Annotated in this window: 22 protein-coding genes; 14 read left to right on the forward strand and 8 right to left on the reverse strand. The window is 58.9% G+C overall.

The genetic code is table 11. The features are described 5' to 3' along the window. Window positions 1–22 precede the first annotated feature (22 nt). The 6 genes from fabZ to ACRZ9X_RS15255 all read left to right on the forward strand — a co-directional run bounded on the left by fabZ (window position 23) and on the right by ACRZ9X_RS15255 (window position 4,418). Window positions 23–496, forward strand: coding sequence for a 3-hydroxyacyl-ACP dehydratase FabZ (fabZ, locus tag ACRZ9X_RS15230; protein ID WP_480520313.1), 474 nt, complete (start codon window positions 23–25; stop codon window positions 494–496). Next, window positions 493–1,278, forward strand: a complete 786-nt coding sequence (lpxA, locus tag ACRZ9X_RS15235) for an acyl-ACP--UDP-N-acetylglucosamine O-acyltransferase (protein ID WP_480520315.1) — start codon at window positions 493–495, stop codon at window positions 1,276–1,278. The genes fabZ and lpxA overlap by 4 nt, the downstream gene beginning before the upstream one ends. 4 nt (window positions 1,279–1,282) lie before the next feature. Beyond that, the gene (locus ACRZ9X_RS15240) at window positions 1,283–2,077 is read left to right on the forward strand and encodes an LpxI family protein (protein ID WP_480520317.1); all 795 of its coding nucleotides are present in this window, start codon (window positions 1,283–1,285) and stop codon (window positions 2,075–2,077) included. Beyond that, a complete protein-coding gene (lpxB, locus tag ACRZ9X_RS15245) occupies window positions 2,077–3,243 on the forward strand; it encodes a lipid-A-disaccharide synthase (protein WP_480520319.1) in 1,167 nt (388 codons plus the stop codon). Before ACRZ9X_RS15240 ends, lpxB begins: the two co-directional genes overlap by 1 nt. Further along, window positions 3,236–3,811, forward strand: coding sequence for a hypothetical protein (locus tag ACRZ9X_RS15250; protein ID WP_480520321.1), 576 nt, complete (start codon window positions 3,236–3,238; stop codon window positions 3,809–3,811). The genes lpxB and ACRZ9X_RS15250 overlap by 8 nt, the downstream gene beginning before the upstream one ends. Before the next feature lie 61 nt (window positions 3,812–3,872). Next, window positions 3,873–4,418: a carboxymuconolactone decarboxylase family protein gene (locus ACRZ9X_RS15255; RefSeq protein ID WP_480520323.1), complete on the forward strand. Its 546-nt coding sequence runs from the start codon at window positions 3,873–3,875 to the stop codon at window positions 4,416–4,418. Here the strand turns inward: ACRZ9X_RS15255 and mnmA are convergent. After that, a complete protein-coding gene (mnmA, locus tag ACRZ9X_RS15260) occupies window positions 4,415–5,560 on the reverse strand; it encodes a tRNA 2-thiouridine(34) synthase MnmA (protein ID WP_480520324.1) in 1,146 nt (381 codons plus the stop codon). The genes ACRZ9X_RS15255 and mnmA overlap by 4 nt on opposite strands. A 130-nt stretch (window positions 5,561–5,690) precedes the next feature. Between mnmA and sciP the strand changes: the two genes are divergently transcribed. From sciP to ACRZ9X_RS15285, 5 genes are all read left to right on the forward strand, one after another. Continuing rightward, window positions 5,691–5,984, forward strand: coding sequence for a CtrA inhibitor SciP (gene sciP, locus ACRZ9X_RS15265; protein ID WP_480520326.1), 294 nt, complete (start codon window positions 5,691–5,693; stop codon window positions 5,982–5,984). An 89-nt stretch (window positions 5,985–6,073) separates the two neighbouring features. Beyond that, the gene (ctrA, locus tag ACRZ9X_RS15270; protein WP_480520328.1) at window positions 6,074–6,790 is read left to right on the forward strand and encodes a response regulator transcription factor CtrA; all 717 of its coding nucleotides are present in this window, start codon (window positions 6,074–6,076) and stop codon (window positions 6,788–6,790) included. Between the two features lie 125 nt (window positions 6,791–6,915). After that, window positions 6,916–9,168, forward strand: coding sequence for an NAD-dependent DNA ligase LigA (gene ligA / locus ACRZ9X_RS15275; protein WP_480520330.1), 2,253 nt, complete (start codon window positions 6,916–6,918; stop codon window positions 9,166–9,168). After that, window positions 9,165–11,255 carry an ATP-dependent DNA helicase RecG gene (recG, locus tag ACRZ9X_RS15280; RefSeq protein ID WP_480520332.1) on the forward strand — a complete coding sequence of 697 codons (2,091 nt, stop codon included), beginning with the start codon at window positions 9,165–9,167 and terminating at the stop codon, window positions 11,253–11,255. Before ligA ends, recG begins: the two co-directional genes overlap by 4 nt. A gap of 111 nt (window positions 11,256–11,366) precedes the next feature. Then, complete coding sequence (locus ACRZ9X_RS15285) at window positions 11,367–11,489, forward strand: hypothetical protein (protein WP_480520334.1); 123 nt, start codon at window positions 11,367–11,369, stop codon at window positions 11,487–11,489. 182 nt (window positions 11,490–11,671) lie between these two features. Here ACRZ9X_RS15285 and ACRZ9X_RS15290 read toward each other — a convergent pair whose 3' ends face one another. Both ACRZ9X_RS15290 and ACRZ9X_RS15295 read right to left on the reverse strand, forming a co-directional pair. Continuing rightward, on the reverse strand, window positions 11,672–12,310 hold the full coding sequence (locus ACRZ9X_RS15290; protein ID WP_480520336.1) for a MarC family protein: 639 nt from the start codon (window positions 12,308–12,310) through the stop codon (window positions 11,672–11,674). 53 nt (window positions 12,311–12,363) lie between these two features. Next, on the reverse strand, window positions 12,364–12,816 hold the full coding sequence (locus tag ACRZ9X_RS15295; RefSeq protein WP_480520338.1) for an iron-sulfur cluster assembly scaffold protein: 453 nt from the start codon (window positions 12,814–12,816) through the stop codon (window positions 12,364–12,366). Between the two features lie 48 nt (window positions 12,817–12,864). On the opposite strand from ACRZ9X_RS15295, the gene hisI reads away from it, so the two are divergent. Next, on the forward strand, window positions 12,865–13,254 hold the full coding sequence (gene hisI, locus ACRZ9X_RS15300) for a phosphoribosyl-AMP cyclohydrolase (RefSeq protein WP_480520340.1): 390 nt from the start codon (window positions 12,865–12,867) through the stop codon (window positions 13,252–13,254). Window positions 13,255–13,312: 58 nt separating this feature from the next. Here the strand turns inward: hisI and gluQRS are convergent, their stop codons facing one another. From gluQRS to ACRZ9X_RS15320, 4 genes are all read right to left on the reverse strand, one after another. Beyond that, window positions 13,313–14,158 (reverse strand): tRNA glutamyl-Q(34) synthetase GluQRS, encoded by an 846-nt coding sequence (gluQRS, locus tag ACRZ9X_RS15305; protein ID WP_480520342.1) that lies wholly within the window; start codon window positions 14,156–14,158, stop codon window positions 13,313–13,315. Then, window positions 14,155–14,769: a class I SAM-dependent DNA methyltransferase gene (locus ACRZ9X_RS15310; protein WP_480520344.1), complete on the reverse strand. Its 615-nt coding sequence runs from the start codon at window positions 14,767–14,769 to the stop codon at window positions 14,155–14,157. The genes gluQRS and ACRZ9X_RS15310 overlap by 4 nt, the downstream gene beginning before the upstream one ends. Before the next feature lie 37 nt (window positions 14,770–14,806). After that, the gene (gene trmFO, locus ACRZ9X_RS15315) at window positions 14,807–16,147 is read right to left on the reverse strand and encodes a methylenetetrahydrofolate--tRNA-(uracil(54)-C(5))-methyltransferase (FADH(2)-oxidizing) TrmFO (RefSeq protein ID WP_480520346.1); all 1,341 of its coding nucleotides are present in this window, start codon (window positions 16,145–16,147) and stop codon (window positions 14,807–14,809) included. A 251-nt stretch (window positions 16,148–16,398) separates the two neighbouring features. After that, window positions 16,399–17,184: an enoyl-CoA hydratase gene (locus ACRZ9X_RS15320; RefSeq protein WP_480520348.1), complete on the reverse strand. Its 786-nt coding sequence runs from the start codon at window positions 17,182–17,184 to the stop codon at window positions 16,399–16,401. Between the two features lie 58 nt (window positions 17,185–17,242). Between ACRZ9X_RS15320 and ACRZ9X_RS15325 the strand changes: the two genes are divergently transcribed. Then, the gene (locus tag ACRZ9X_RS15325; RefSeq protein WP_480520350.1) at window positions 17,243–17,686 is read left to right on the forward strand and encodes a PaaI family thioesterase; all 444 of its coding nucleotides are present in this window, start codon (window positions 17,243–17,245) and stop codon (window positions 17,684–17,686) included. Window positions 17,687–17,743: 57 nt separating this feature from the next. On the opposite strand, the gene ACRZ9X_RS15330 is transcribed toward ACRZ9X_RS15325, so the two are convergent. Then, the gene (locus tag ACRZ9X_RS15330; RefSeq protein ID WP_480520352.1) at window positions 17,744–17,971 is read right to left on the reverse strand and encodes a DUF1127 domain-containing protein; all 228 of its coding nucleotides are present in this window, start codon (window positions 17,969–17,971) and stop codon (window positions 17,744–17,746) included. 98 nt (window positions 17,972–18,069) lie between these two features. On the opposite strand from ACRZ9X_RS15330, the gene ACRZ9X_RS15335 reads away from it, so the two are divergent. Beyond that, entirely contained in the window at window positions 18,070–19,473 is a 1,404-nt protein-coding gene (locus ACRZ9X_RS15335) for an aminotransferase-like domain-containing protein (protein ID WP_480520354.1), read from the forward strand. The last annotated feature ends 1 nt before the right edge of the window (window position 19,474 follow it).

Here is a 19,474-nt window from a genome sequence, read left to right on the forward strand (position 1 = left end):
TCCAAAACGGGACATCTGTACTATGACGACGGAAACAAAAAGCGCCGACATTCAGCTGATTCAGCGCATTCTGCCGCACCGCTATCCGTTTCTTCTGGTCGACAAGGTGGTTGATATCGCAGGCTACCAGTCAGCTGTGGGTATCAAGAATGTCACCATGAACGAGCCACATTTTCAGGGCCATTTCCCGGGCACACCAATCATGCCGGGCGTCACCATTGTCGAAGCGATGGCGCAGACCGCAGGTGTTATGCTGGGGGTGGGCATGGATGTGATCGACAGCGAGTTGTTGATCTATTTCATGAATATCGACAAGTGCAAATTCCGCCGCAAGGTGATCCCGGGCGACGTGCTTGAGATGCATGTTGAAACTGTGCGCGGGAAAAAGGGCGGCAAGATTTTCAAATTCGCCGGCCGGGCCACGGTGGAAGGCGAGGTGGCCGCCGAGGCTGAATTCTCGGCCTATGTCGATTGGGACATGGAAAAGACAACATGAGCAATATCCACGCCAGTGCAATCATCGAAGACGGGGCACAGATCGGGCAAGACTGTGTGATCGGTCCGTTCTGCTATGTCGGGTCGCAGGTTCGTCTGGCGGATCGGGTTGAATTGAAGTCTCATGTTGTTGTGACCGGGAATACAAGTGTCGGGGATGACACTGTGATCTTCAATTTCTCGGTCATCGGAGAGATCCCGCAGGATCTGAAATTCGGTGGCGAGAACACCCGTCTTGAAATCGGCAAGCGCAACCGCATTCGCGAGCATGTGACGGTCAATACCGGAACCGATGGCGGCGGTGGAGTCACCCTTCTGGGCGATGATTGCCTGCTGATGGCTGGTGTGCATGTCGCCCATGACGTCCAGATCGGGGACCGCGTGATCATGGTGAACCATGCCGGTGCGGCGGGTCATTGTATCATAGAAGATGACGTGATCGTCGGCGGTATCTCGGGTCTGCACCAATGGGTGCGTGTCGGGCGCGGGGCCATTATCGGTGCGCTGACCATGGTTGCAAATGATGTCATTCCTTACGGGCTGGTGCAGGCTCCGCGAGGTGAACTGGATGGGTTGAACCTCGTGGGTCTCAAACGGCGCGGTGTCGCGCGCGAGGATATCTCCGCTTTGCGGGCAGCGTTTCGCGAGTTGACCGATGGCGATGGCACCTTCATGGACCGTGCAAAACGCCTGGGTGAGGATGCCAACAGCGACTATGTCCGCCATATCGTCGAGTTCGTGACGGGCGAGACCGACCGCTCTTTCCTGACCCCGAGGAAATAACCCCATGCTGGCCCTGATCGCAGGCACCGGAGCGCTACCGGACGCGGTAGTGGCCCAGCTAACGGAACCTCCGCTGATCTGCGCGCTCGAGGGGTTCGAGCCCGACAGTCTAAAGCCCGACATCGTGTTCCCGCTGGAACATCTGGGCAGTTTCATTGCCGACCTGCAGGCGCGCGGTGTCACCCAGATTTGCATGGCAGGCGCAGTGCGTCGTCCGGTGGTTGATCCGTCTCGCATCGATGCGGCGACCCTGCCGCTGGTGCCGGTGATCCAAAAGGCCATGATGTCCGGCGATGACGGGGCCCTGCGCGCTGTGATCGGAATTCTGGAACAGGCCGGGCTGACGGTACGCGCGGCGCACGAGATCGCGCCCGATCTTTTGCCACCACTGGGGTGTCTGACACAGGCTCAACCCAGTGAGGCGGATTTGCGCGATGCAGACAAGGCAGCGGGTATCCTGCGCGCCATGGGCGCTGCGGATATCGGACAGGCTTGCGTTGTCTCGAAAGGACAGGCGCTGGCCGTCGAGGGCATTTTCGGCACCGCCTGGATGCTGCAATCTCTGACCCAGCGCCCGGACGCTGGCGGCGGTATCCTGTTCAAAGGCCCCAAGCCCGAACAGGACCGGCGCGCCGACATGCCCGCCATCGGGCCGGACACGGTCAGTGCCGCTGTCGCCGCAGGTTTGGCTGGCATCGTGATTGAAAAGGGCGGCGTCATCGTTTTGCACCGCGACCGCGTGGTCGAAGAGTGTGATCGGCTGGGCCTGTTCCTGCAGGTTCGCGAGCGCGCGGTCTGATGCGCGTCTTTCTGGTCGCGGGTGAACCCTCGGGCGACCGGCTGGGCGGCGCACTGATCGAAGGGTTGAAGACCCTGGTGCCCGAGATCGAACTGGACGGTGTCGGTGGGCCTTTGATGCAGGCGCAAGGACTGGTCAGCCGCTTCCCGATGAGCGAGCTCAGCGTGATGGGGCTGGTCGAGGTTCTGCCGAAGTTCTTTCATCTAAAACGCCGGATCAATGAAACGGCGCAGGCGGTGCTGAACACGCAACCTGACGTTCTGATCACCATTGACAGCCCCGATTTCTCGCTGCGCGTGGCGCGGCTGGTCAAGGCCTCCAGTACGATCCGCACCGTACATTATGTGGCCCCGAGCGTCTGGGCCTGGCGACCGGGTCGGGCCGACAAGATGGCAAAAGTGATAGATCACGTACTTGCGTTGCTGCCGTTCGAGCCGCCCTATATGGAAAGCGCCGGGATGGAGTGCGATTTCGTCGGGCACCCGGTCGTCAATGAGCCCATTGCTACGGAACAGGAGATCGCCCGTTTTCGCACCGAGAACGGCCTGAACGACGCCCCTTATGTTCTGGCCTTACCCGGATCTCGCCGGGGCGAGGTGGACCGTCTGGCCCCAATTTTCGGCGAGGCTTTACGGGTGTTTCTGCAGGACCGCTCCGACACGCGCGTCGTGGTTCCCACTGTTGCGCATCTGGCCGAAGCGATGACCGCGCTTGTAAAGGACTGGCCGGGGCAGCCCGTTGTCGTTGACCCGCAATCGCTGCCTCAGGATCAGGCGCAGGCGCAAAAACGCGCGGCCTTTGCCGGGGCCGAACTGGCACTGGCCGCGTCGGGGACGGTTTCGCTGGAACTGGCGGCGCAGGCCACACCGATGGTGATTGCGTATAACCTGAACTGGCTAACCACCCGGATCGCCAAACGCATGGTCAAGCTGGACACGGTGACACTGGTCAATCTGGTATCGGACACGCGGGCGGTTCCTGAATGCCTGCTGGAGGCGTGTCAGCCAGACAAGATTGCACAGGCCCTCAAGCAAGTCGCGGCAACGCCGGATGCACAAAAACAGGCCATGACCCAGACGATGAACCTGTTGGGGCGCGGTGGAGAAGCGCCCGGTCTGCGCGCGGCACGTGCGGTTCTGGAACGGATGCCGCAGCAGCATGTTTGACCTTTTCGTCTTTGCCTTTTCCGCCGGGGTTGCGATGATTTCGACCAACCTCGACAACTTGGCCGTCTTGCTTGGCCTGATCCTGATCATGGACCGACGCCGCACCATAGCGGGTTTCGCCATTGCGCAGGCGATTGTTCTGTCGCTTGCCATGACCGTCGCGGTCGGGTTGGACCAAAGCGGTATCCCACAATGGATTGGTTACTTAGGCCTTGTGCCCCTGCTCTTTGGTCTGCGCGGAATCTGGCGACAGTTTCGCCAGACCGAGGCGGAAGAGGTGAGTTCCAAAGGGGCCGTAAGCTCGGTCGTGACCCTGTTTCTCAGCCTGTCCGTGGACAGCTTTGCCGTTATGACCCCGTTGCTGGCCGATTCGACACCGACATTCCGCCTTGCCGCCTTGACCGGGGCCACCTTGGCCGCGATTGTATTGGTTGCGGTGGCGTCATGGGGGGCACCCCGGGCGAAAAGCCTTGGTCCGAAGGTGGCCCGGATGGATCGGATCGCACCCTATATCATGGTCTGTGTTGGGCTTTACATCCTGTTCAACTCACCCACGGACGTGTTGTGATCCAGACCTACCTGTTGCACGCCAGTACGCATGGGTATGTTTGTCGCGAAGGAGATTGCCGATGACCCGAATCCCACCCCTGAACGACGAAGAAATGACGGATACGGCCCGCGCCGCGCACGCGGCATTGGCTGATTATGGTTCGTTCGACAATTGGTCTCGGGTCGCGGCCCATTGCCCGCCGGTGCTGGAACATGTGACGGGCATGCTGACGACCTTGCGGGCGCAAGACAACCTGCCTCGGCGGGCGCTGGAATTGGCGATGGTGACAGTGTCCAAACTGAATGCCTGCGACTACTGCGTCTCACACCATACGCCCTGGCTGACCGTGACGGGGCTCAGCGCTGAAGGTGCAGCACGCCTGCCGGATGTTGAGGATCACCCTGAACTGGATGCCTGCGACAAAGCGGTGGTGCGCTATGCCGAGGCGGTGACGACACGGTCAGGTCGGATGCGGGATGCCGAGGTCTCGGACCTGCGCGAATGGTTCAGCGATGCCCAGATTGTCGAACTGACGTGGCGCATTACCCTGACCGGGGCCTTCAACCGTTTCAACGACGCGCTGCAAATCCAGATCGAAACCGAGGTCGAGCCGGTTTCGGCCTAGTACCCTCGCCAGATCCAGCCGCCGCCAAAGATGCGGCTGCCGCCGGTTTCGTAGAACACGCAAGCCTGACCCGGGGAAATCCCTTCTTCGGGGGTGAACAATTCCACCTCGGCCGTGGTATCAGATAAGGGCCTAATGATCGCCTCACGCGGGGGGCGGGTTGAGCGGACCTTGACCGAAACGTGCCATTCGGTTTGCGAGGTAAATGGTGCGTCGCCCAGCCAGTTGATCTCGCGCACCGGAACGGTCCGGGTGGCCAGCATCTCTTTCGGGCCGACGACAACCTGTTTCTTGTCCACGTCCAGCTTGACCACATAGAGCGGCTCGCTGAGGCCGCCGATGCCCAGCCCGCGCCGTTGGCCAATCGTGTAATGGATCACACCGTCATGCTGCGCCAACACGCGGCCATCGGCATGAACGATCTCACCCGGTTCAGCAGCTCCGGGGCGCAGCTTTTCGATGACGCTGGCATAGTTGCCGTTGGGCACAAAACAGATGTCCTGACTGTCAGGCTTGTCTGCCACAGCCAACCCGTATTGCGCCGCCATCTCGCGCGTGGCGTCTTTCGAGGGCAGGTGGCCCAGAGGAAAGCGCAGGTAATCCAACTGCTCGGGCGTGGTCGAGAACAGGAAATAGGACTGGTCGCGATTGGCATCCTCGGCGCTGTGCAGCTCGGGGCCGTTGGGGCCCATTTTGCGTTGGATGTAATGCCCGGTCGCCATACAATCGGCCTCAAGGTCCTTGGCCGTTTCCAGCAGGTCCTTGAACTTCACCCGTTCATTGCAGCGAATGCAGGGCACCGGGGTTGCGCCCGCCAGATAGCTATCGGCGAATTCGTCAATCACCGCGTCTTTGAAGATGTTTTCATAGTCGAGAACGTAATGCGGAAATCCACGTTCCTCGGCCACACGCCGCGCATCATGGATATCGATCCCCGCGCAGCACGCGCCTTTCTTGGCCAGCGCCGCACCGTGGTCATAAAGCTGCAGCGTCACGCCCACCACGTCATAGCCCTGATCGGCCAGATAGGCCGCCACGACCGAGCTGTCGACACCGCCGGACATGGCAACCACCACCCGCGTTTCCGAGGGCGGTTTGGCAAAGCCAAGCGAGTTCAGGGGAGCGTCGGCATCCAGAGCCATAGTGATTCCAGTCAGGGTTAAAGAAGACCGGCAGAATATAGGAAAATCTTAGACACTCTCAAGGGGCGGTTTCACACGACGTTAAGTACACTGCGCTCAACTTTGTCGCAGCAAGAAAAGGGCCGGAAAGATGTATTTGCACAAAGTTGAGGGGCCAAGATCAGTCACTTTGCCGGATGGGTCGGTTCTGACCCGCGCCGATCTGCCGTCGCCGGATACAAGCCGCTGGGTGGCCTCGCGCAAGGTCATTGTCGTCCGGGGGGTGTTGTATGGGCTCATCTCATTATCTGATGCCAAAAAGCGCTATGGCATCAGCGATGAGGAATTCAACAGCTGGGTCGCAGCGGTTGCGGAACACGGTGTGGACGCTTTGAAGGTCACCACACTAAAAAAATATCGACAACTTAAAGATGAAAGTGAATAAATGATTCAACGGTAACGTCAGATTAACCATTTTTGATCAGGCTCGGGTTGGACAGAGAATTTTGACTCGGAAAAAATTGGAGCAGTAGAATGCGCATCCTTCTTGTCGAAGACGATCCAACAACGTCCAAAAGTATCGAACTGATGCTGACGCATGCCAATCTGAATGTCTATGCAACAGACCTTGGTGAAGAAGGGATCGATCTGGCAAAGCTGTATGATTACGACCTGATCCTGCTGGACCTGAACCTGCCGGACATGAACGGGCACGAGGTGTTGCGGCAGTTGCGCATTGCCAGGGTAGAAACACCGATCCTGATCCTGTCGGGTGCGGATGACACGGAAAGCAAGATCAAAGGTTTTGGGTTCGGGGCGGATGATTATCTGACCAAACCGTTCCACCGAGAAGAGCTGGTGGCCCGCATCCATGCGATCATTAGGCGTTCCAAGGGGCATTCCCAATCTGTGATCCATACCGGCCGCATTGCGGTGAACCTGGATGCAAAGACCGTGGAAGTCGAAGGCAAGACAGTGCATTTGACCGGCAAGGAATACCAGATGCTCGAACTTCTGAGCCTGCGCAAGGGAACCACCCTGACGAAAGAGATGTTTCTGAACCATCTGTACGGCGGCATGGATGAGCCGGAGCTGAAAATCATCGACGTCTTTATTTGCAAGCTGCGCAAGAAGCTCAGCAACGCAACAAATGGTGAGAATTACATCGAAACTGTCTGGGGCCGCGGATATGTCCTGCGCGATCCACAGTCCAACACCATGGATGAAACGCGAATGGCCGTCAGCGCCTGATCCATCACGTAATCTGCCGTCGCTGGTCCAGGGCGGCACCCACACTCACGGCTCAGCACACTACTGGACCTTGCCATGGCCTCGCCCTATCACTGAGGTCCAAGAAGACGTGACAGGGCGAGGCCATGAGCGACACCATCCCGGTATCAGAGTTGAGCGAAGATCAAGCGCGGCAAGAACTGGCGCGTTTGGCCGTCGCGCTGCAGCGTGCCAATCAGTTCTACCACCGCGACGACAGCCCCGAAATTTCGGACGCGGCTTATGATAGGCTCAAGCAACGAAACGCGGCAATCGAGGCCCGCTTTCCCGGCTTGAAACGTACAGACAGCCCCTCGGATCAAGTGGGTGCGCGGCCGGCGGACGGGTTTTCCAAAGTCACGCATGCCGTGCGCATGATGTCGCTGGGCAACGCGTTTGACGATGCCGACGTCGCGGATTTCGATCGTTCCATCCGAAAGTACCTGGGCCTGCCCGAGGCGGAGCCGCTGTCTTTTACAGCAGAGCCCAAGATTGACGGCTTGTCCTTGTCTCTGCGCTATGAAAATGGCCAGCTTGTTAAGGCGGCCACCCGCGGCGATGGCGAAGTGGGCGAGAATGTCACGGCAAATGCGCGAACCGTCTCGGATATTCCCCAGCAGATCCCGGATGCTCCGGCCATCCTCGAGGTTCGGGGCGAAGTTTACATGTCGCATCAGGATTTTGATGCGCTGAATGCCCGACAGGCTGAGGCGGGCGGAAAAGTCTTTGCAAACCCGCGAAACGCGGCGGCGGGATCGTTGCGGCAACTGGACGCCGAAATCACCAAATCGCGCCCCTTGCGCTTTTTTGCCTATGCATGGGGTGAGGTGTCAGCGCCTTTGGCGGAAACCCAGTCAGGCGCCATCGACCGCTTGCAGAGATTCGGATTTCAGGTCAATCCGCTGACCCGCCAATGTGGCTCAACCGGCGACATGCTGGAGCACTATCGCAGGATCGAGGCACAACGCGCCACGTTGGGTTATGACATCGATGGCGTGGTATACAAGGTCGACGATCTGGGGTTGCAGGCTCGGCTCGGGTTCCGCTCGACGACACCGCGATGGGCCATCGCGCACAAATTCCCGGCGGAACTGGCGTGGACGCGGCTCGAGGCGATTGACATTCAGGTTGGACGCACCGGGGCGCTCAGCCCTGTTGCACGGTTGCACCCGGTGACCGTGGGCGGCGTCGTGGTGTCCAACGCCACTTTGCATAACGAGGATTACGTTGCAGGACGGGATGCGAAAGGTGGAACCATTCGCGACGGCAAGGATATTCGGATCGGTGATTGGGTTCAGGTCTATCGCGCTGGTGACGTGATCCCAAAGATCTCGGATGTGAACCTGTCGAAGCGCCCGGATGACGCGCAGCCTTATCTGTTCCCGACCGTATGTCCCGAATGTGGCAGTGCCGCCATCCGCGAAGACGGAGACGCCGTGCGGCGATGCACAGGTGGATTGATCTGCCCGGCGCAGGCCGTGGAAAAACTGAAACATTTCGTGTCGCGCAAGGCGTTTGATATCGAAGGTCTCGGGGCCAAGCAGATCGAAATGTTCCACGGTGACCCGGTGCTGCCGATCAACACGCCTGCGGACATCTTCACGCTGCAAGCGCGTGACGCTCAGAGCATATCGCGCCTGAAGAACCGTGACGGTTGGGGAGATACCTCTGCCGCCAACCTGTTTGCAGCCATCGACGACAAACGCACCATTGCCTTTGCACGTGTATTGTTTGCCCTGGGCATCCGACATGTCGGAGAGGTTGGCGCGCGCGATTTGGCGCTGTTTTACCGCGATTGGGACACGATGGCGCAGGCGATAGATGCCGCGCGCCCCGCCGCTTTGGCACAGCGAGAGGCAGATCAGGCTGAAGAGCAAGAACGTGCCGCCGCCGCCAGTGAAGGCCGGCGGGCGAACATCAAAGAGGCCCGCTTTGCCAAAACCAAAACATACGACCTGCCGGAATCTGCTGTGACCGCCTGGGCAGAACTGATTGGCATAGACGGTATCGGGGCGACCTTGGGCCTGTCTCTCTCGGACGCTTTCGCCAATAGAGATGAGCGTAAGGCATTCGATGATCTGCGCGCGCATCTTACGATTGTTCCGCCCGAGGCCCCGGCATCGGAAAGCCCTGTTGCGGGGAAAACGGTTGTGTTCACCGGGACGTTGGAAAAGATGACGCGGGCTGAGGCCAAGGCGCGGGCCGAGGCATTGGGGGCCAAGGTTTCAGGCTCGGTCAGTCAGAAGACCGACCTTCTGGTTGCAGGGCCGGGCGCGGGTTCCAAGGCAAAGAAAGCTGCGGATCTTGGGATCGAAACGTTGGACGAAGATGGCTGGTTGCAGCTGATCGGGGATGCATGAGCGGTCGCCCCGAAGAACTGTTTCCCCTGTTTGCCCGGCTGGAGACACTGGATGGCATAGGTCCAAAAACGGCGCAACTTATGGGCCAATTGGGGATCGAGGCACCGCGTGATGTGCTGTTCGCCTTGCCCTACGCTGTGATAGATCGCAGGCGGCGTGACACGATTCAAGGCGCGGACCTACCATCCACGATAACCGTTGAAGTTACCATCGGTCCGCACCGACCTCCGCGCACCAAGGGCGGGGCGTATCGTGTGCATGTCGAGGATAACCAGACGGATTTTCAGTTGGTGTTTTTCCATGCTCGGGGCGATTACTTGAAAAAGGTTCTGCCCGAGGGCGCGCGCCGCGTTGTATCCGGCAAGCTTGAGCTGTTCGATGGCATGGCCCAAATGGTGCACCCGGACCATATGGTGCCCGTGGATCAGGCCGGCGCGTTGCCCGAGTTTGAGCCGGTTTATCATTTGACACAGGGCGTCACGCAGAAAACCGCGTTCAAGGCGGCGCGCAGCGCCCTGGCCTGTGCGCCCGAACTGGCGGAATGGGCCGACCCTGCACAGGTGGCCCAACAAGAGTGGCCCGCATGGCATGACGCGGTTCACGCAGCGCACGCACCGCAGGGGGCCGATGATGTGGCGCCATTCGCGCCCGCCCGCGAGCGGCTGGCATATGACGAGTTGCTGGCGCATCAATTGACCCTGGCTCTGGCGCGGCAGCGAGAACGAAAGGCGCGTGGCATTATAAGCGTCTCAACTGGCGCGCTGCAATCCAAGGTACTGGCCAGCCTGCCTTATCGGCCGACAAAAGCGCAGTCGCGCGCGATTGCTGAAATTTCAGCAGACATGGCGTCCGACGCGCGCATGAACCGGTTGCTGCAGGGCGATGTGGGCGCCGGGAAGACTCTGGTGGCATTCATGGCGCTGCTGGTTGCCGTCGAGGCCGGGGGGCAGGGCGTCATGATGGCCCCCACGGAAATCCTCGCTCGCCAGCATCTTGAAGGCTTGCGCCCGCTGGCCGAAGAGGCCGGAGTTGTGTTGGAGATTTTGACCGGGCGCGACAAAGGGGCAGAACGACAGGCCAAACTGGAGGCCTTGAAACGCGGCGACATTCACATTCTGGTCGGCACCCACGCGGTTTTTCAAAGCGACGTGGAATTTCACGGCCTGCGGTTGGCGATCGCAGACGAACAGCACCGGTTTGGCGTTCGGCAGCGTATGGAGCTGTCAGAGAAGGGGCAGGGGGCGGATGTGCTGGTCATGACTGCTACTCCGATTCCACGCAGTCTGGCCTTGGCGCAATACGGCGACATGGACGTTTCGGTTCTGGATGAAAAACCACCGGGGCGTAAACCGATCAAAACGGCAATTGTCAGCACGCAGCGCATGGACGACGTGGTCTCGCATCTGCGCCGGGCCATTGATGAAGGCAAACAGTGTTACTGGGTGTGCCCTTTGGTGGACGAATCCGAGGTCTCGGATCTGACCGCCGCAGAAGAGCGGTTCAAAAGACTGCGGGCTGTGCTTGGGGATGACGTTGTTGGGCTGGTGCATGGGCAGATGCCTCCGATTGAAAAAGATGCCGCGATGGCGGCATTTCAGAGCGGGCGCACCAAGGCTCTGGTTGCCACGACTGTGATCGAGGTCGGCGTCAATGTACCGAACGCCACAATCATGGTGATTGAACGGGCTGAGATTTTCGGGCTTGCCCAATTGCATCAGCTACGGGGCCGTGTCGGGCGTGGCGCGGACGCTTCCACCTGTTTACTTATGTATCAGTCTCCGCTCAGCGAAGGTGGTCGCAGGCGGTTGGAGGTTCTACGTGAAACAGAAGACGGGTTCAGGATCGCCGAAACCGATCTGCAAATGCGCGGCGCCGGGGACCTGATCGGGACCGCGCAATCCGGATTGCCGAAATTCCGGATTGCCGATCTGGAACGGCAGACCGGCCTGATGGCGGTTGCGCAGTCGGATGCCCGGGCGCTGCTGTCTGCGGACCCGAAACTGACGTCCGACAGGGGTCGCGCCGTGCGCGTTCTTTTGTGGCTGATGAAACAGGATCAAGCGATCCGTTTGATTTCAGTGGGTTAAGCTTGATTTTTCAGAAAGTTCACAAATGTTCTCATAAAGTTCTTTACCGACTCGGAAAAATATGAGAACAAAAGGTCAACAAAGAGTTAAATCCCGACCGGAGGTGAGACCATGCTGACCCAGATAAAGACCGCGTTCAGCCGTTCGCAATCAACCATCCTGCAAGATGCGATCGGTGCGGTTTCCCTGGTTGTCATGCTGGTGGTTGCCCTTCACCTGCCAACCGGATTCTGACCCTTTCTGCCTGCGATCTCGTGCCGATGACCCGTGTTTGTCGTCCCCATATGACAAGGGTGACCTGCCTGTCCCATACCCTTTGAAGGGGCCAGCCTCGGCCCCGCGCGGTTCTCTGGACCCCACGCGAGACACGCATGACCTGCCGCCGCCCTTTCCGCCCGGAAGGTGCGGCGGCTTTTTTATAGCTGCCCGGTTCTGAATATCTCGAGCAATGCAGAGAGTACGGAATTCACGGCAACCGAAGCCAGAATCATGCCCATGACGCGGCTAATGATGGCCGCGCCGGAATGGCCGATCCAGCGAATGATGGGCTCGGCCAACAGCATCAGGACAAAGGCAATGGCGATCACGCTGAGCATGACCAAAGCAGTGATCCCCTGATCTGCCGCGCTGTAGCGATTGTTGTCGGTCAGTATGACGATGGCCAGCATGGCGCCGGGCGATGCCAAGGACGGCACAGCCAATGGAAATATCGCCGGATTGTGCTGATGCATTTTGTCGGCCTGATCCTCTTCCGCCTCTCGAGCCTCGACATCCTGTTTGCTTTCGCCAAAAATCATGGTGAGCGCAAAAAGGAACAGGATGATACCGCCTGCCACCTGAAACGAATTGAGGCCGATGTCCAAAGCCTCGATGAGAAGCTGGCCAAACACCAAAAAGAACATAAGAACACCGGCACTGATAAGAGCGGCCAACAATGCGGTACGCCGGCGCGCCGCGGCCTCGACACCGGCTGTCACGGCAATGAACACCGGAATGGTGCCGATGGGGTCGATAACCACCCAAAGCGTAACAAAATGTTCCAAAAGATTATTCAAACTAAAGCTCCCTTAATTGTAAGGAGCCTAGACCGGAACGCTGAAAAACACCATCAGGCGCAATCGGCCTGCTCTGCCTGTTCCATCGCCTCGGCGGTTGCGTCCAGTGCCAGCAAGATTGATGCGTGACGGTTCTTGTAGTCGCGCGCGGGCATTAGAACTTCGAGCCCGTCAAACGGCGCGTCCGGGGCGGGGCCGTCTTTCTTGAGCATGGCGGACAACTGATCGCGAGCGGTTTCAACCTGCGCCCGTGTGACGCCTATGACGGCACCGCCTACAACCGAAGCCGAGGCCTGACCCAGCGCGCAAGCTTTCACATCCTGCCCGAATGCCGAGATCTTCCCGTCCTCTACCTTGACGTCGACAGCCACGGTCGAGCCGCAAAGCGGAGCGCGTTTTTTCACGGTCGCATCCGGGTTTTCCAGACGCTCCAGATGCGGGATGTCCGCCGCGAGCGCAAGAATGCGGCCGGAATAGAGCTTGATCAGATCGGTTTCGCCGCTCATGGCTTTCCCTCTTTGCAGGTTCCCCATACATAGTAGCCTGACTCGGGGATGCAAAAGGTTTTTAACATGTCGGCAACTGTGGCGTTTGATGTGTCGAGCTTGAAGTTCAACGAGGCCGGGCTCATCCCGGCCATCGCGCAGGAAGAAGGGACCGGCGAGGTCCTGATGATGGCCTGGATGAATGCCAAAGCCGTCCAGCGGACCCTGGAAACGGGACGGGTCACCTATTGGTCCCGCTCGCGGCAGGCATTTTGGGTCAAGGGCGAAAGCTCGGGACATGTGCAGGAATTGGTGGATTTTCGTGTCGATTGTGATCGCGATTGCCTGTTGGTTCTGGTGCGTCAGACCGGGCCTGCATGTCATACCAACCGGCGGAGCTGTTTTTACACGGCGATACGGGATGGGGCCGAAACCGAGTTGATGCCTCCGATGGCGTGAATGCCGCCTGCGGCGTCATGCCTTCGGCGAGAGTATTTTTGAAAAGATGAAGACCGGGTCAGAGACCGAGCATGGCTCTGATCTGTTGCGGGGTGTTGCCCTGGTCTCGGTAGAGTGCGATGGCGCGCGCATCGTCACGCTTGGCGAGACGTTTGCCTGTGTCGTCCCGTATCAGGCGGTGATGGTGATATGTGGGAGTGGGCAGTTCAAGCAGATGTTGCAGCAGGACGTGGATTCGGGTCGCTTCGAACAGGTCTTCTCCGCGGATGACATGGGTGATCCGCTGATCCGCGTCGTCGACCACGACAGACAGGTGATAGGAACTGCCCATGTTGCGGCGCACAAGAATTATGTCACCGACGGACGTCAGGAGGTCGTTGGCGGTGAGGGGGTGCGTTCCCTGATGTTTCGGCCCGGTTTCCTGAAACTGAACAAGTCGGGTTACATCCATGGCTTTTTGCATGTTGAGCCGTAGCACGTCTTGCGCGCGCGCATCCGTCATGGGGCGTTGCCGGCAGGTTCCCTGGTAGATACGACCGTCCGGACCAAATTGGGGCACACCTTCTTGCGGGGCGCTGGCTGCGGCCTCGATATCCGAGCGGCTGCATGAGCAGGGATAGACCAGACCCTTAGTGATCAGCTTGTCCAGGGCTTGCCGGTATCGAGTGAGCCTGCCGGATTGTCGCATCACCGGTTCGGGCCATGTCAGACCGAGCCACGCCAGATCGTCATGGATTTGGGTTTCCCAGTGTCGGCGGGATCGGGATTGGTCTATATCCTCGATCCGCAGCAGTATCTGGCCGGCATTGGCCTGCGCCATATCATGCGCCAGAAGCGCGGAATAGGCATGTCCAAGGTGAAGCGGCCCTGTGGGTGAAGGCGCGAACCGGGTGATGAACGTCACGCTTTTTCTACAACATACACGACAGATTTCATGTCGAGCCCAGGCAGATGGGGGCCATATTCCCGAAACAGCAGTCGCGCGTGCCCCATATCCAGCCAATCGTTCAGGCGGCATGTGTAGGCCCGTTCAGCGAGTGTGTGATCGTTGAAGGAAAAGGCGAGATGGCCACCTTTGGGCAAAGCGTTCATCAACAAGTCGAAGGTTTCTGGCGGGGCTGCGCCCGCGCCAATGACACCGGTTGCCACAATTACCGTGTACGTGTGAGCCTGAAGCGGGTCTGGATCGGTGATCTCGAAACTGATGAGTTTTCGGTAGACACCTTTGGCATCTGCGGCCTCAAGCATTTTCGGCGTGGGGTCCATGCCATCGATCACGCGAAACCCGGCCTGATGCAGCGCCAACCCGGACAGACCGGTGCCGCATCCGTAGTCCAAAACCGGAATCTGGTCATCGGTGATAAAGGACCTGAGGGCCGAGGCCACGCGACCTGGAGTGGCATAGCCATTCTCGCCGACTTCGTCATCGTAGGATGCGGCCCAGTTCTGATAATGATCCCGCGTGTCTTGCGGCGTGTCCAACCCGTATGTGTCTTTCAGGAACTTTTTGGTCATGGATGCATGTTAGGCCCAGCACGCATGTGCCGTCCAGTCAGCAATGCGAGAGCCAGGCCGTCCATGCGGATTTGGCACGATCTGTGTAGGCCTTGTAGCGGTCTTTGCGGCCTCGACGTCCACCTTTCAGGCCATCAACCGGACGAAACAGTCCGAAATTCACGTTCATGGGCTGAAAAGTCTTGGCCTCGGCACCATCGGTGATGTGGTGGATCAGGGCGCCCATGGCGCTGTCTTGCGGAATGTCGGGCAGCGGAGACCCCAGAATCTCGGCTGCTGCCATACGCCCGGCCAACAGACCCATCGCGGCGCTTTCCACATAACCTTCGACACCGGTGATCTGACCGGCAAAGCGGATATTGGGGCGCGACTTCAACCGCATTTGTGCATCCAGCAGGGTGGGCGAGTTGATGAAGGTGTTGCGATGAATGCCGCCGAGACGGGCAAAGCTGGCAGTCTCAAGCCCCGGTATCATCCGAAACACATCCGTCTGCGCCCCGTATTTCATCTTGGTCTGAAAACCCACGATGTTGAACAAGGTTCCAAGCGCATTGTCGCGACGCAGTTGCACAACCGCATGAGGCTTGACATCCGGCTGGTGCGGGTTTGTCAGGCCGACCGGCTTCATCGGTCCGTGGCGCAGAGTTTCCCGGCCGCGTTCGGCCATAACCTCAATTGGCAGACAGCCATCGAAATACCCGGCGGTTTCACCTTCGTGAAACTCGGTTTTGTCAGCCGCCAGCAATGCGTCGATAAAAGCCTCGTACTGGTCGCGATCCATCGGGCAGTTCAGGTATGCCGTGCGCTCTTGTTCGGTTTCGCCCTTGTCATAGCGGGACTGCATCCAGGCCTGGCTCATGTCGATGCTGTCAGCATAGACGATCGGGGCAATTGCGTCGAAAAAGGCCAGAGCATCGGCACCCGTCTCGGACCGGATAGAGGCCCCCAAGGCGGCTGAGGTCAGCGGGCCCGTGGCAAATATCCAGTGTCCGGTATCGGGCAGCGAGGTGACTTCCTCGTCCGTGACAGACACGCGCGGATGGTTGCGCAGCCTGGCGGTGACGGTTTCGGCAAAGGGATCGCGATCAACCGCCAGCGCGCCGCCCGCGGGCAGACGATGCGCATCGGCGGTGCCCATGATCAAGCCATTCGCGGCGCGCATTTCCCAATGCAGCAGGCCAACGGCATTTTGTTCATCATCATCCGAGCGAAAGGAATTGGAACACACCATCTCGGCCAGATTGCCGGTCTGATGCGCAAAAGTGCCCACTTTGGGACGCATTTCGTGGATCACAACGTCCACGCCCATTTCGGCTGCCTGCCAAGCGGCTTCGGACCCGGCCATGCCGCCGCCCACGATATGCAAAATCTCAGTCATGGGCTGCCACATAGGGCAGTCACACGCCTATCGCAACAGGGGTTTCAATGAAGTTCGAGGAGGGAGGTCTTGGGGTCGCCGCTGCGGGAATGTCGCGACTGGTGAGAGAAACCAGTCAGGAGGGACCTTCCGCCTACGGCGACCCAAAAGTATCCACAAGGCCTTAGCCTTGACTCACCATTGCCACAGTGTCGCCCTTTTGAAAAGTCCAAAAATGCGAACAGTGGTCATATTTACTTAAAATAATTGCTTTATTGCTGCCAATTTGGCGGCCGTTTCTCGATAAACGCCGAGATTCCTTCTTTGGTATCACGGTCCAACATATTCTGTGTCATTACCTCGGCGGTATAGGCATAGGCCTGATCCAACGGCATTTGCAGTTGTTCATAAAACGCATGCTTGCCGATTTTGACCGCCGCTCCCAGCTTGGACGACAGCGTTTCGGCCAGCGCGTTTGTCTCATGTTCCAGCAACATTTCCGGGACAACCCGGTTGACCAGGCCAAGCTCGGACGCGCGGTTGGCATCGATGAAATCTCCGGTCGTCAACATTTCGAACGCTTGTTTGCGTGGGATGTTGCGGCTGAGCGCGACCATGGGGGTTGAACAGAACAGGCCGATATTGACGCCGTTCACCCCGAACCGCGTGCCTTCAGCCGCAACCGCCAGATCGCAGGTGGCGACCAATTGGCACCCTGCGGCAGTCGCAATCCCGTGGGGTTGGGCAATCACCGGCTGCGGCAGGCTTTGGATCGACATCATCATGTTGGCGCAGCGGTCAAACAGGTCGCGAAAATACGCCTTGCCGCCATCTTCCGATTGGCGGCCCTGTGTCATCTGCTTCAAATCATGCCCTGCGCAAAAGGCCTTGCCTGCGCCGGACAGGATCACCACCCGGATCGAGCGGTCCTCGCGCAGTGCATCAAGTTCCGCCTGCAGCGCGGCAATCATCTCGTCGCTCAGGGCGTTCAGCCGGTCGGGGGCATTCATCGTCAGGCGCGCAATGGCACCTGTGTCGCTACGTTCCAGAATTCCCATCTTGTCCTCCAGCCTGAATCCGGGCCAACTCTAATGCGGCAGATAACGGAGGGGAAGCATGTCATTGGCCCTGAACAAGCAAGAGCTGACGGACTACCTGAAACAGGTCTTCCCGCAGGTGCACAAAGACTTTGTGGTCGAAGCGCTGTCCGAAGACGCGATCACCATGCGACTGTTGGTCCAGGATCGGCATTTGCGTCCGGGCGGCACTGTTTCGGGTCCGTCGATGTTTGGTCTGGCTGATGTGTGCGTATATGCGATGGTGCTCGCCCGAAAGGGGCGCAAGTCGCTGGCGGTGACCACCAGCAGTTCTATGGACTTTCTGCGCAAACCGAAAGGAAATGCCGATATGATCGCCCAATGTCGCCTTTTGAAACTGGGGCGCACGTTGGCAATCGGTGATGTCCTGATCTATTCCGAGGGATCTGACAAACCGGTCGCGCGGGCCAGTATGACCTATTCGATACCGCCCGAAGGTTCAGCTGCGGCGGCAGCAGGATAAAAAAGGGCCGGGGCGAACCCCGGCCAGGAAGAGGTCCCAAAAGGGACTGGGGATTTCTTAACTCATCCAGAAATAGCGGCTGCTTTCCGTTCCGGCCTGATGGCGCGTCAGGCCAACATCACGGAGCAACCTGTCATCAAGCCGGCCGAGGTTAATTCTGCTGCGGCGACGTTGTTCCCATTTCGTGACCGTCGCCGCAAACCGCACGGCCAGAGCAGCAATCAACGGCAGCCGGGGACTGTCGTTCAGCAGCAGAAGGGCGGGGTTGTACGTTGCGCGTGTCATCTGGGTATCCTTTCAAATTGTATTGACACAAAGTAGAGTTGTTCGGTATATGTGCTTGATACATTCGACATTGTGTCAAAATCAAAGGAAGAATTGTAATGGATACAATTTGGCCGGACGTACTGCCGAAATCCAAAGGTCCCAAATATACATTGGTGGCCGAGACAATTCGAAAAGCCATTGATAACAAAATGCTGGAGGTTGGAACAAAACTGCCACCAGTGCGTGAGCTGGCGTATCGATTGCAAATTACACCAGGCACCGTAGCACGCGCTTACACGATTCTGACCGATGAGGGATTGTTAAATGCCGAGGTGGGGCGTGGTACATTCGTGGCCCCTCCGAAATCGCCGATACTGGATGATGTCTGGGCGCGACAACTTCATCTGCGGGACGACAAATACAATGCCAATGTCAGCCTGTTCAGCCCTCGGCTGGCGGATGTCGGGCAGGTGACGCTGATCCGGGAATGTCTGCAGAAGGTTGCGCAATCCGATCCCGGGTTGTTTCTGAACTATCCGACCCGCGACGCCTATAAGCCGATGCGACAGGCCGTGGTTGAATGGTTATCCGATTTACCGCTCGGGCCCTTGTCGCATGACGATATCGTTCTGACTCATGGAGGACAGAACGGATTGTGCCTTGTGTTCCAGACGATTTTGCGAGGTGCCAAGCCCGTCGTTTTGGTCGAAGATCTTTCCTATGCCGGGTTCCGCCGGGCCGGAGAGTTGATGCGCGCCGACACCGTGGGCGTGAAGATGGACAAGTGGGGTATTGATCCCAACGCCATGGAACATGTCCTCAGGCAGACCCCGGCGCAGGCTGTGTGTGTCTCACCCGAGGTGCAGAACCCCACAGGCACACATGCCCCGCTGGAACGGCGCAAGGAAGTGGTCGAGATCGCCAGGCGGTACGATGTGCAGATCATCGAGGACGACTGCTATCGCATGGGTGACGCGCGCGAGCCCAGCTACCGAGCCCTTGCGCCGGAACGAGGCTGGCACGTGTCGTCGATCTCGAAGACATTGACGCCGGCCTTGCGCGTGGGTTTTGCCATTGCGCCGCGGGATCGCAGTGTCGATCTGCGGCGCTCGGCCGAATATGGGTATTTTGGTCTGGCGCAACCTTTGGCCGAACTCACGCGTCTGCTTCTGACCGATCCCCGAACCCGTCAGATTGCGCAGGAGGTGAGAGCTAAAATGGGAGAATACGTTCGGATCGCCGTGAATGCTCTGGGCGGATTTGACCTGAATTGGGCACCAGAGGTGCCTTTTGTCTGGCTGAACCTGCCATCCGGCTGGCGAGCGGCCGCGTTCAGCCGCGCAGCCGAGCGAGAGGGCATTCAGCTTCGTTCGGCGGACGAGTTTGCGCTGCGTGATGGGCGTGCCCCCAACGCAATACGCATCGCCATGAACGGACATGTTTCGCTTGAAAGGTTCGAGGACGCGATGCAACGCCTGCGTCGGTTGCTGGACAATCCGCCGGAACAGATTTCGGTCTGAG

Source organism: Ruegeria sp. AL1 (assembly GCF_056540905.1).

What these genes read in the sequence shown, in the direction of transcription:
- recG (WP_480520332.1), top strand. Translation starts at nt 9,165, where the DNA reads ATGAGCGGTCGCCCCGAAGAACTGTTTCCCCTGTTTGCCCGGCTGGAG.
- trmFO (WP_480520346.1), bottom strand. Translation starts at nt 16,147, where the DNA reads ATGACTGAGATTTTGCATATCGTGGGCGGCGGCATGGCCGGGTCCGAA.
- ligA (WP_480520330.1), top strand. Translation starts at nt 6,916, where the DNA reads ATGAGCGACACCATCCCGGTATCAGAGTTGAGCGAAGATCAAGCGCGG.
- sciP (WP_480520326.1), top strand. Translation starts at nt 5,691, where the DNA reads ATGTATTTGCACAAAGTTGAGGGGCCAAGATCAGTCACTTTGCCGGAT.
- lpxB (WP_480520319.1), top strand. Translation starts at nt 2,077, where the DNA reads ATGCGCGTCTTTCTGGTCGCGGGTGAACCCTCGGGCGACCGGCTGGGC.
- ACRZ9X_RS15285 (WP_480520334.1), top strand. Translation starts at nt 11,367, where the DNA reads ATGCTGACCCAGATAAAGACCGCGTTCAGCCGTTCGCAATCAACCATC.
- ACRZ9X_RS15335 (WP_480520354.1), top strand. Translation starts at nt 18,070, where the DNA reads ATGGATACAATTTGGCCGGACGTACTGCCGAAATCCAAAGGTCCCAAA.
- ACRZ9X_RS15295 (WP_480520338.1), bottom strand. Translation starts at nt 12,816, where the DNA reads ATGAGCGGCGAAACCGATCTGATCAAGCTCTATTCCGGCCGCATTCTT.
- ACRZ9X_RS15325 (WP_480520350.1), top strand. Translation starts at nt 17,243, where the DNA reads ATGTCATTGGCCCTGAACAAGCAAGAGCTGACGGACTACCTGAAACAG.
- ACRZ9X_RS15310 (WP_480520344.1), bottom strand. Translation starts at nt 14,769, where the DNA reads ATGACCAAAAAGTTCCTGAAAGACACATACGGGTTGGACACGCCGCAA.
- ACRZ9X_RS15240 (WP_480520317.1), top strand. Translation starts at nt 1,283, where the DNA reads ATGCTGGCCCTGATCGCAGGCACCGGAGCGCTACCGGACGCGGTAGTG.
- fabZ (WP_480520313.1), top strand. Translation starts at nt 23, where the DNA reads ATGACGACGGAAACAAAAAGCGCCGACATTCAGCTGATTCAGCGCATT.
- ACRZ9X_RS15320 (WP_480520348.1), bottom strand. Translation starts at nt 17,184, where the DNA reads ATGGGAATTCTGGAACGTAGCGACACAGGTGCCATTGCGCGCCTGACG.
- mnmA (WP_480520324.1), bottom strand. Translation starts at nt 5,560, where the DNA reads ATGGCTCTGGATGCCGACGCTCCCCTGAACTCGCTTGGCTTTGCCAAA.
- ACRZ9X_RS15255 (WP_480520323.1), top strand. Translation starts at nt 3,873, where the DNA reads ATGACCCGAATCCCACCCCTGAACGACGAAGAAATGACGGATACGGCC.
- ACRZ9X_RS15330 (WP_480520352.1), bottom strand. Translation starts at nt 17,971, where the DNA reads ATGACACGCGCAACGTACAACCCCGCCCTTCTGCTGCTGAACGACAGT.
- ACRZ9X_RS15250 (WP_480520321.1), top strand. Translation starts at nt 3,236, where the DNA reads ATGTTTGACCTTTTCGTCTTTGCCTTTTCCGCCGGGGTTGCGATGATT.
- ctrA (WP_480520328.1), top strand. Translation starts at nt 6,074, where the DNA reads ATGCGCATCCTTCTTGTCGAAGACGATCCAACAACGTCCAAAAGTATC.
- lpxA (WP_480520315.1), top strand. Translation starts at nt 493, where the DNA reads ATGAGCAATATCCACGCCAGTGCAATCATCGAAGACGGGGCACAGATC.
- hisI (WP_480520340.1), top strand. Translation starts at nt 12,865, where the DNA reads ATGCAAAAGGTTTTTAACATGTCGGCAACTGTGGCGTTTGATGTGTCG.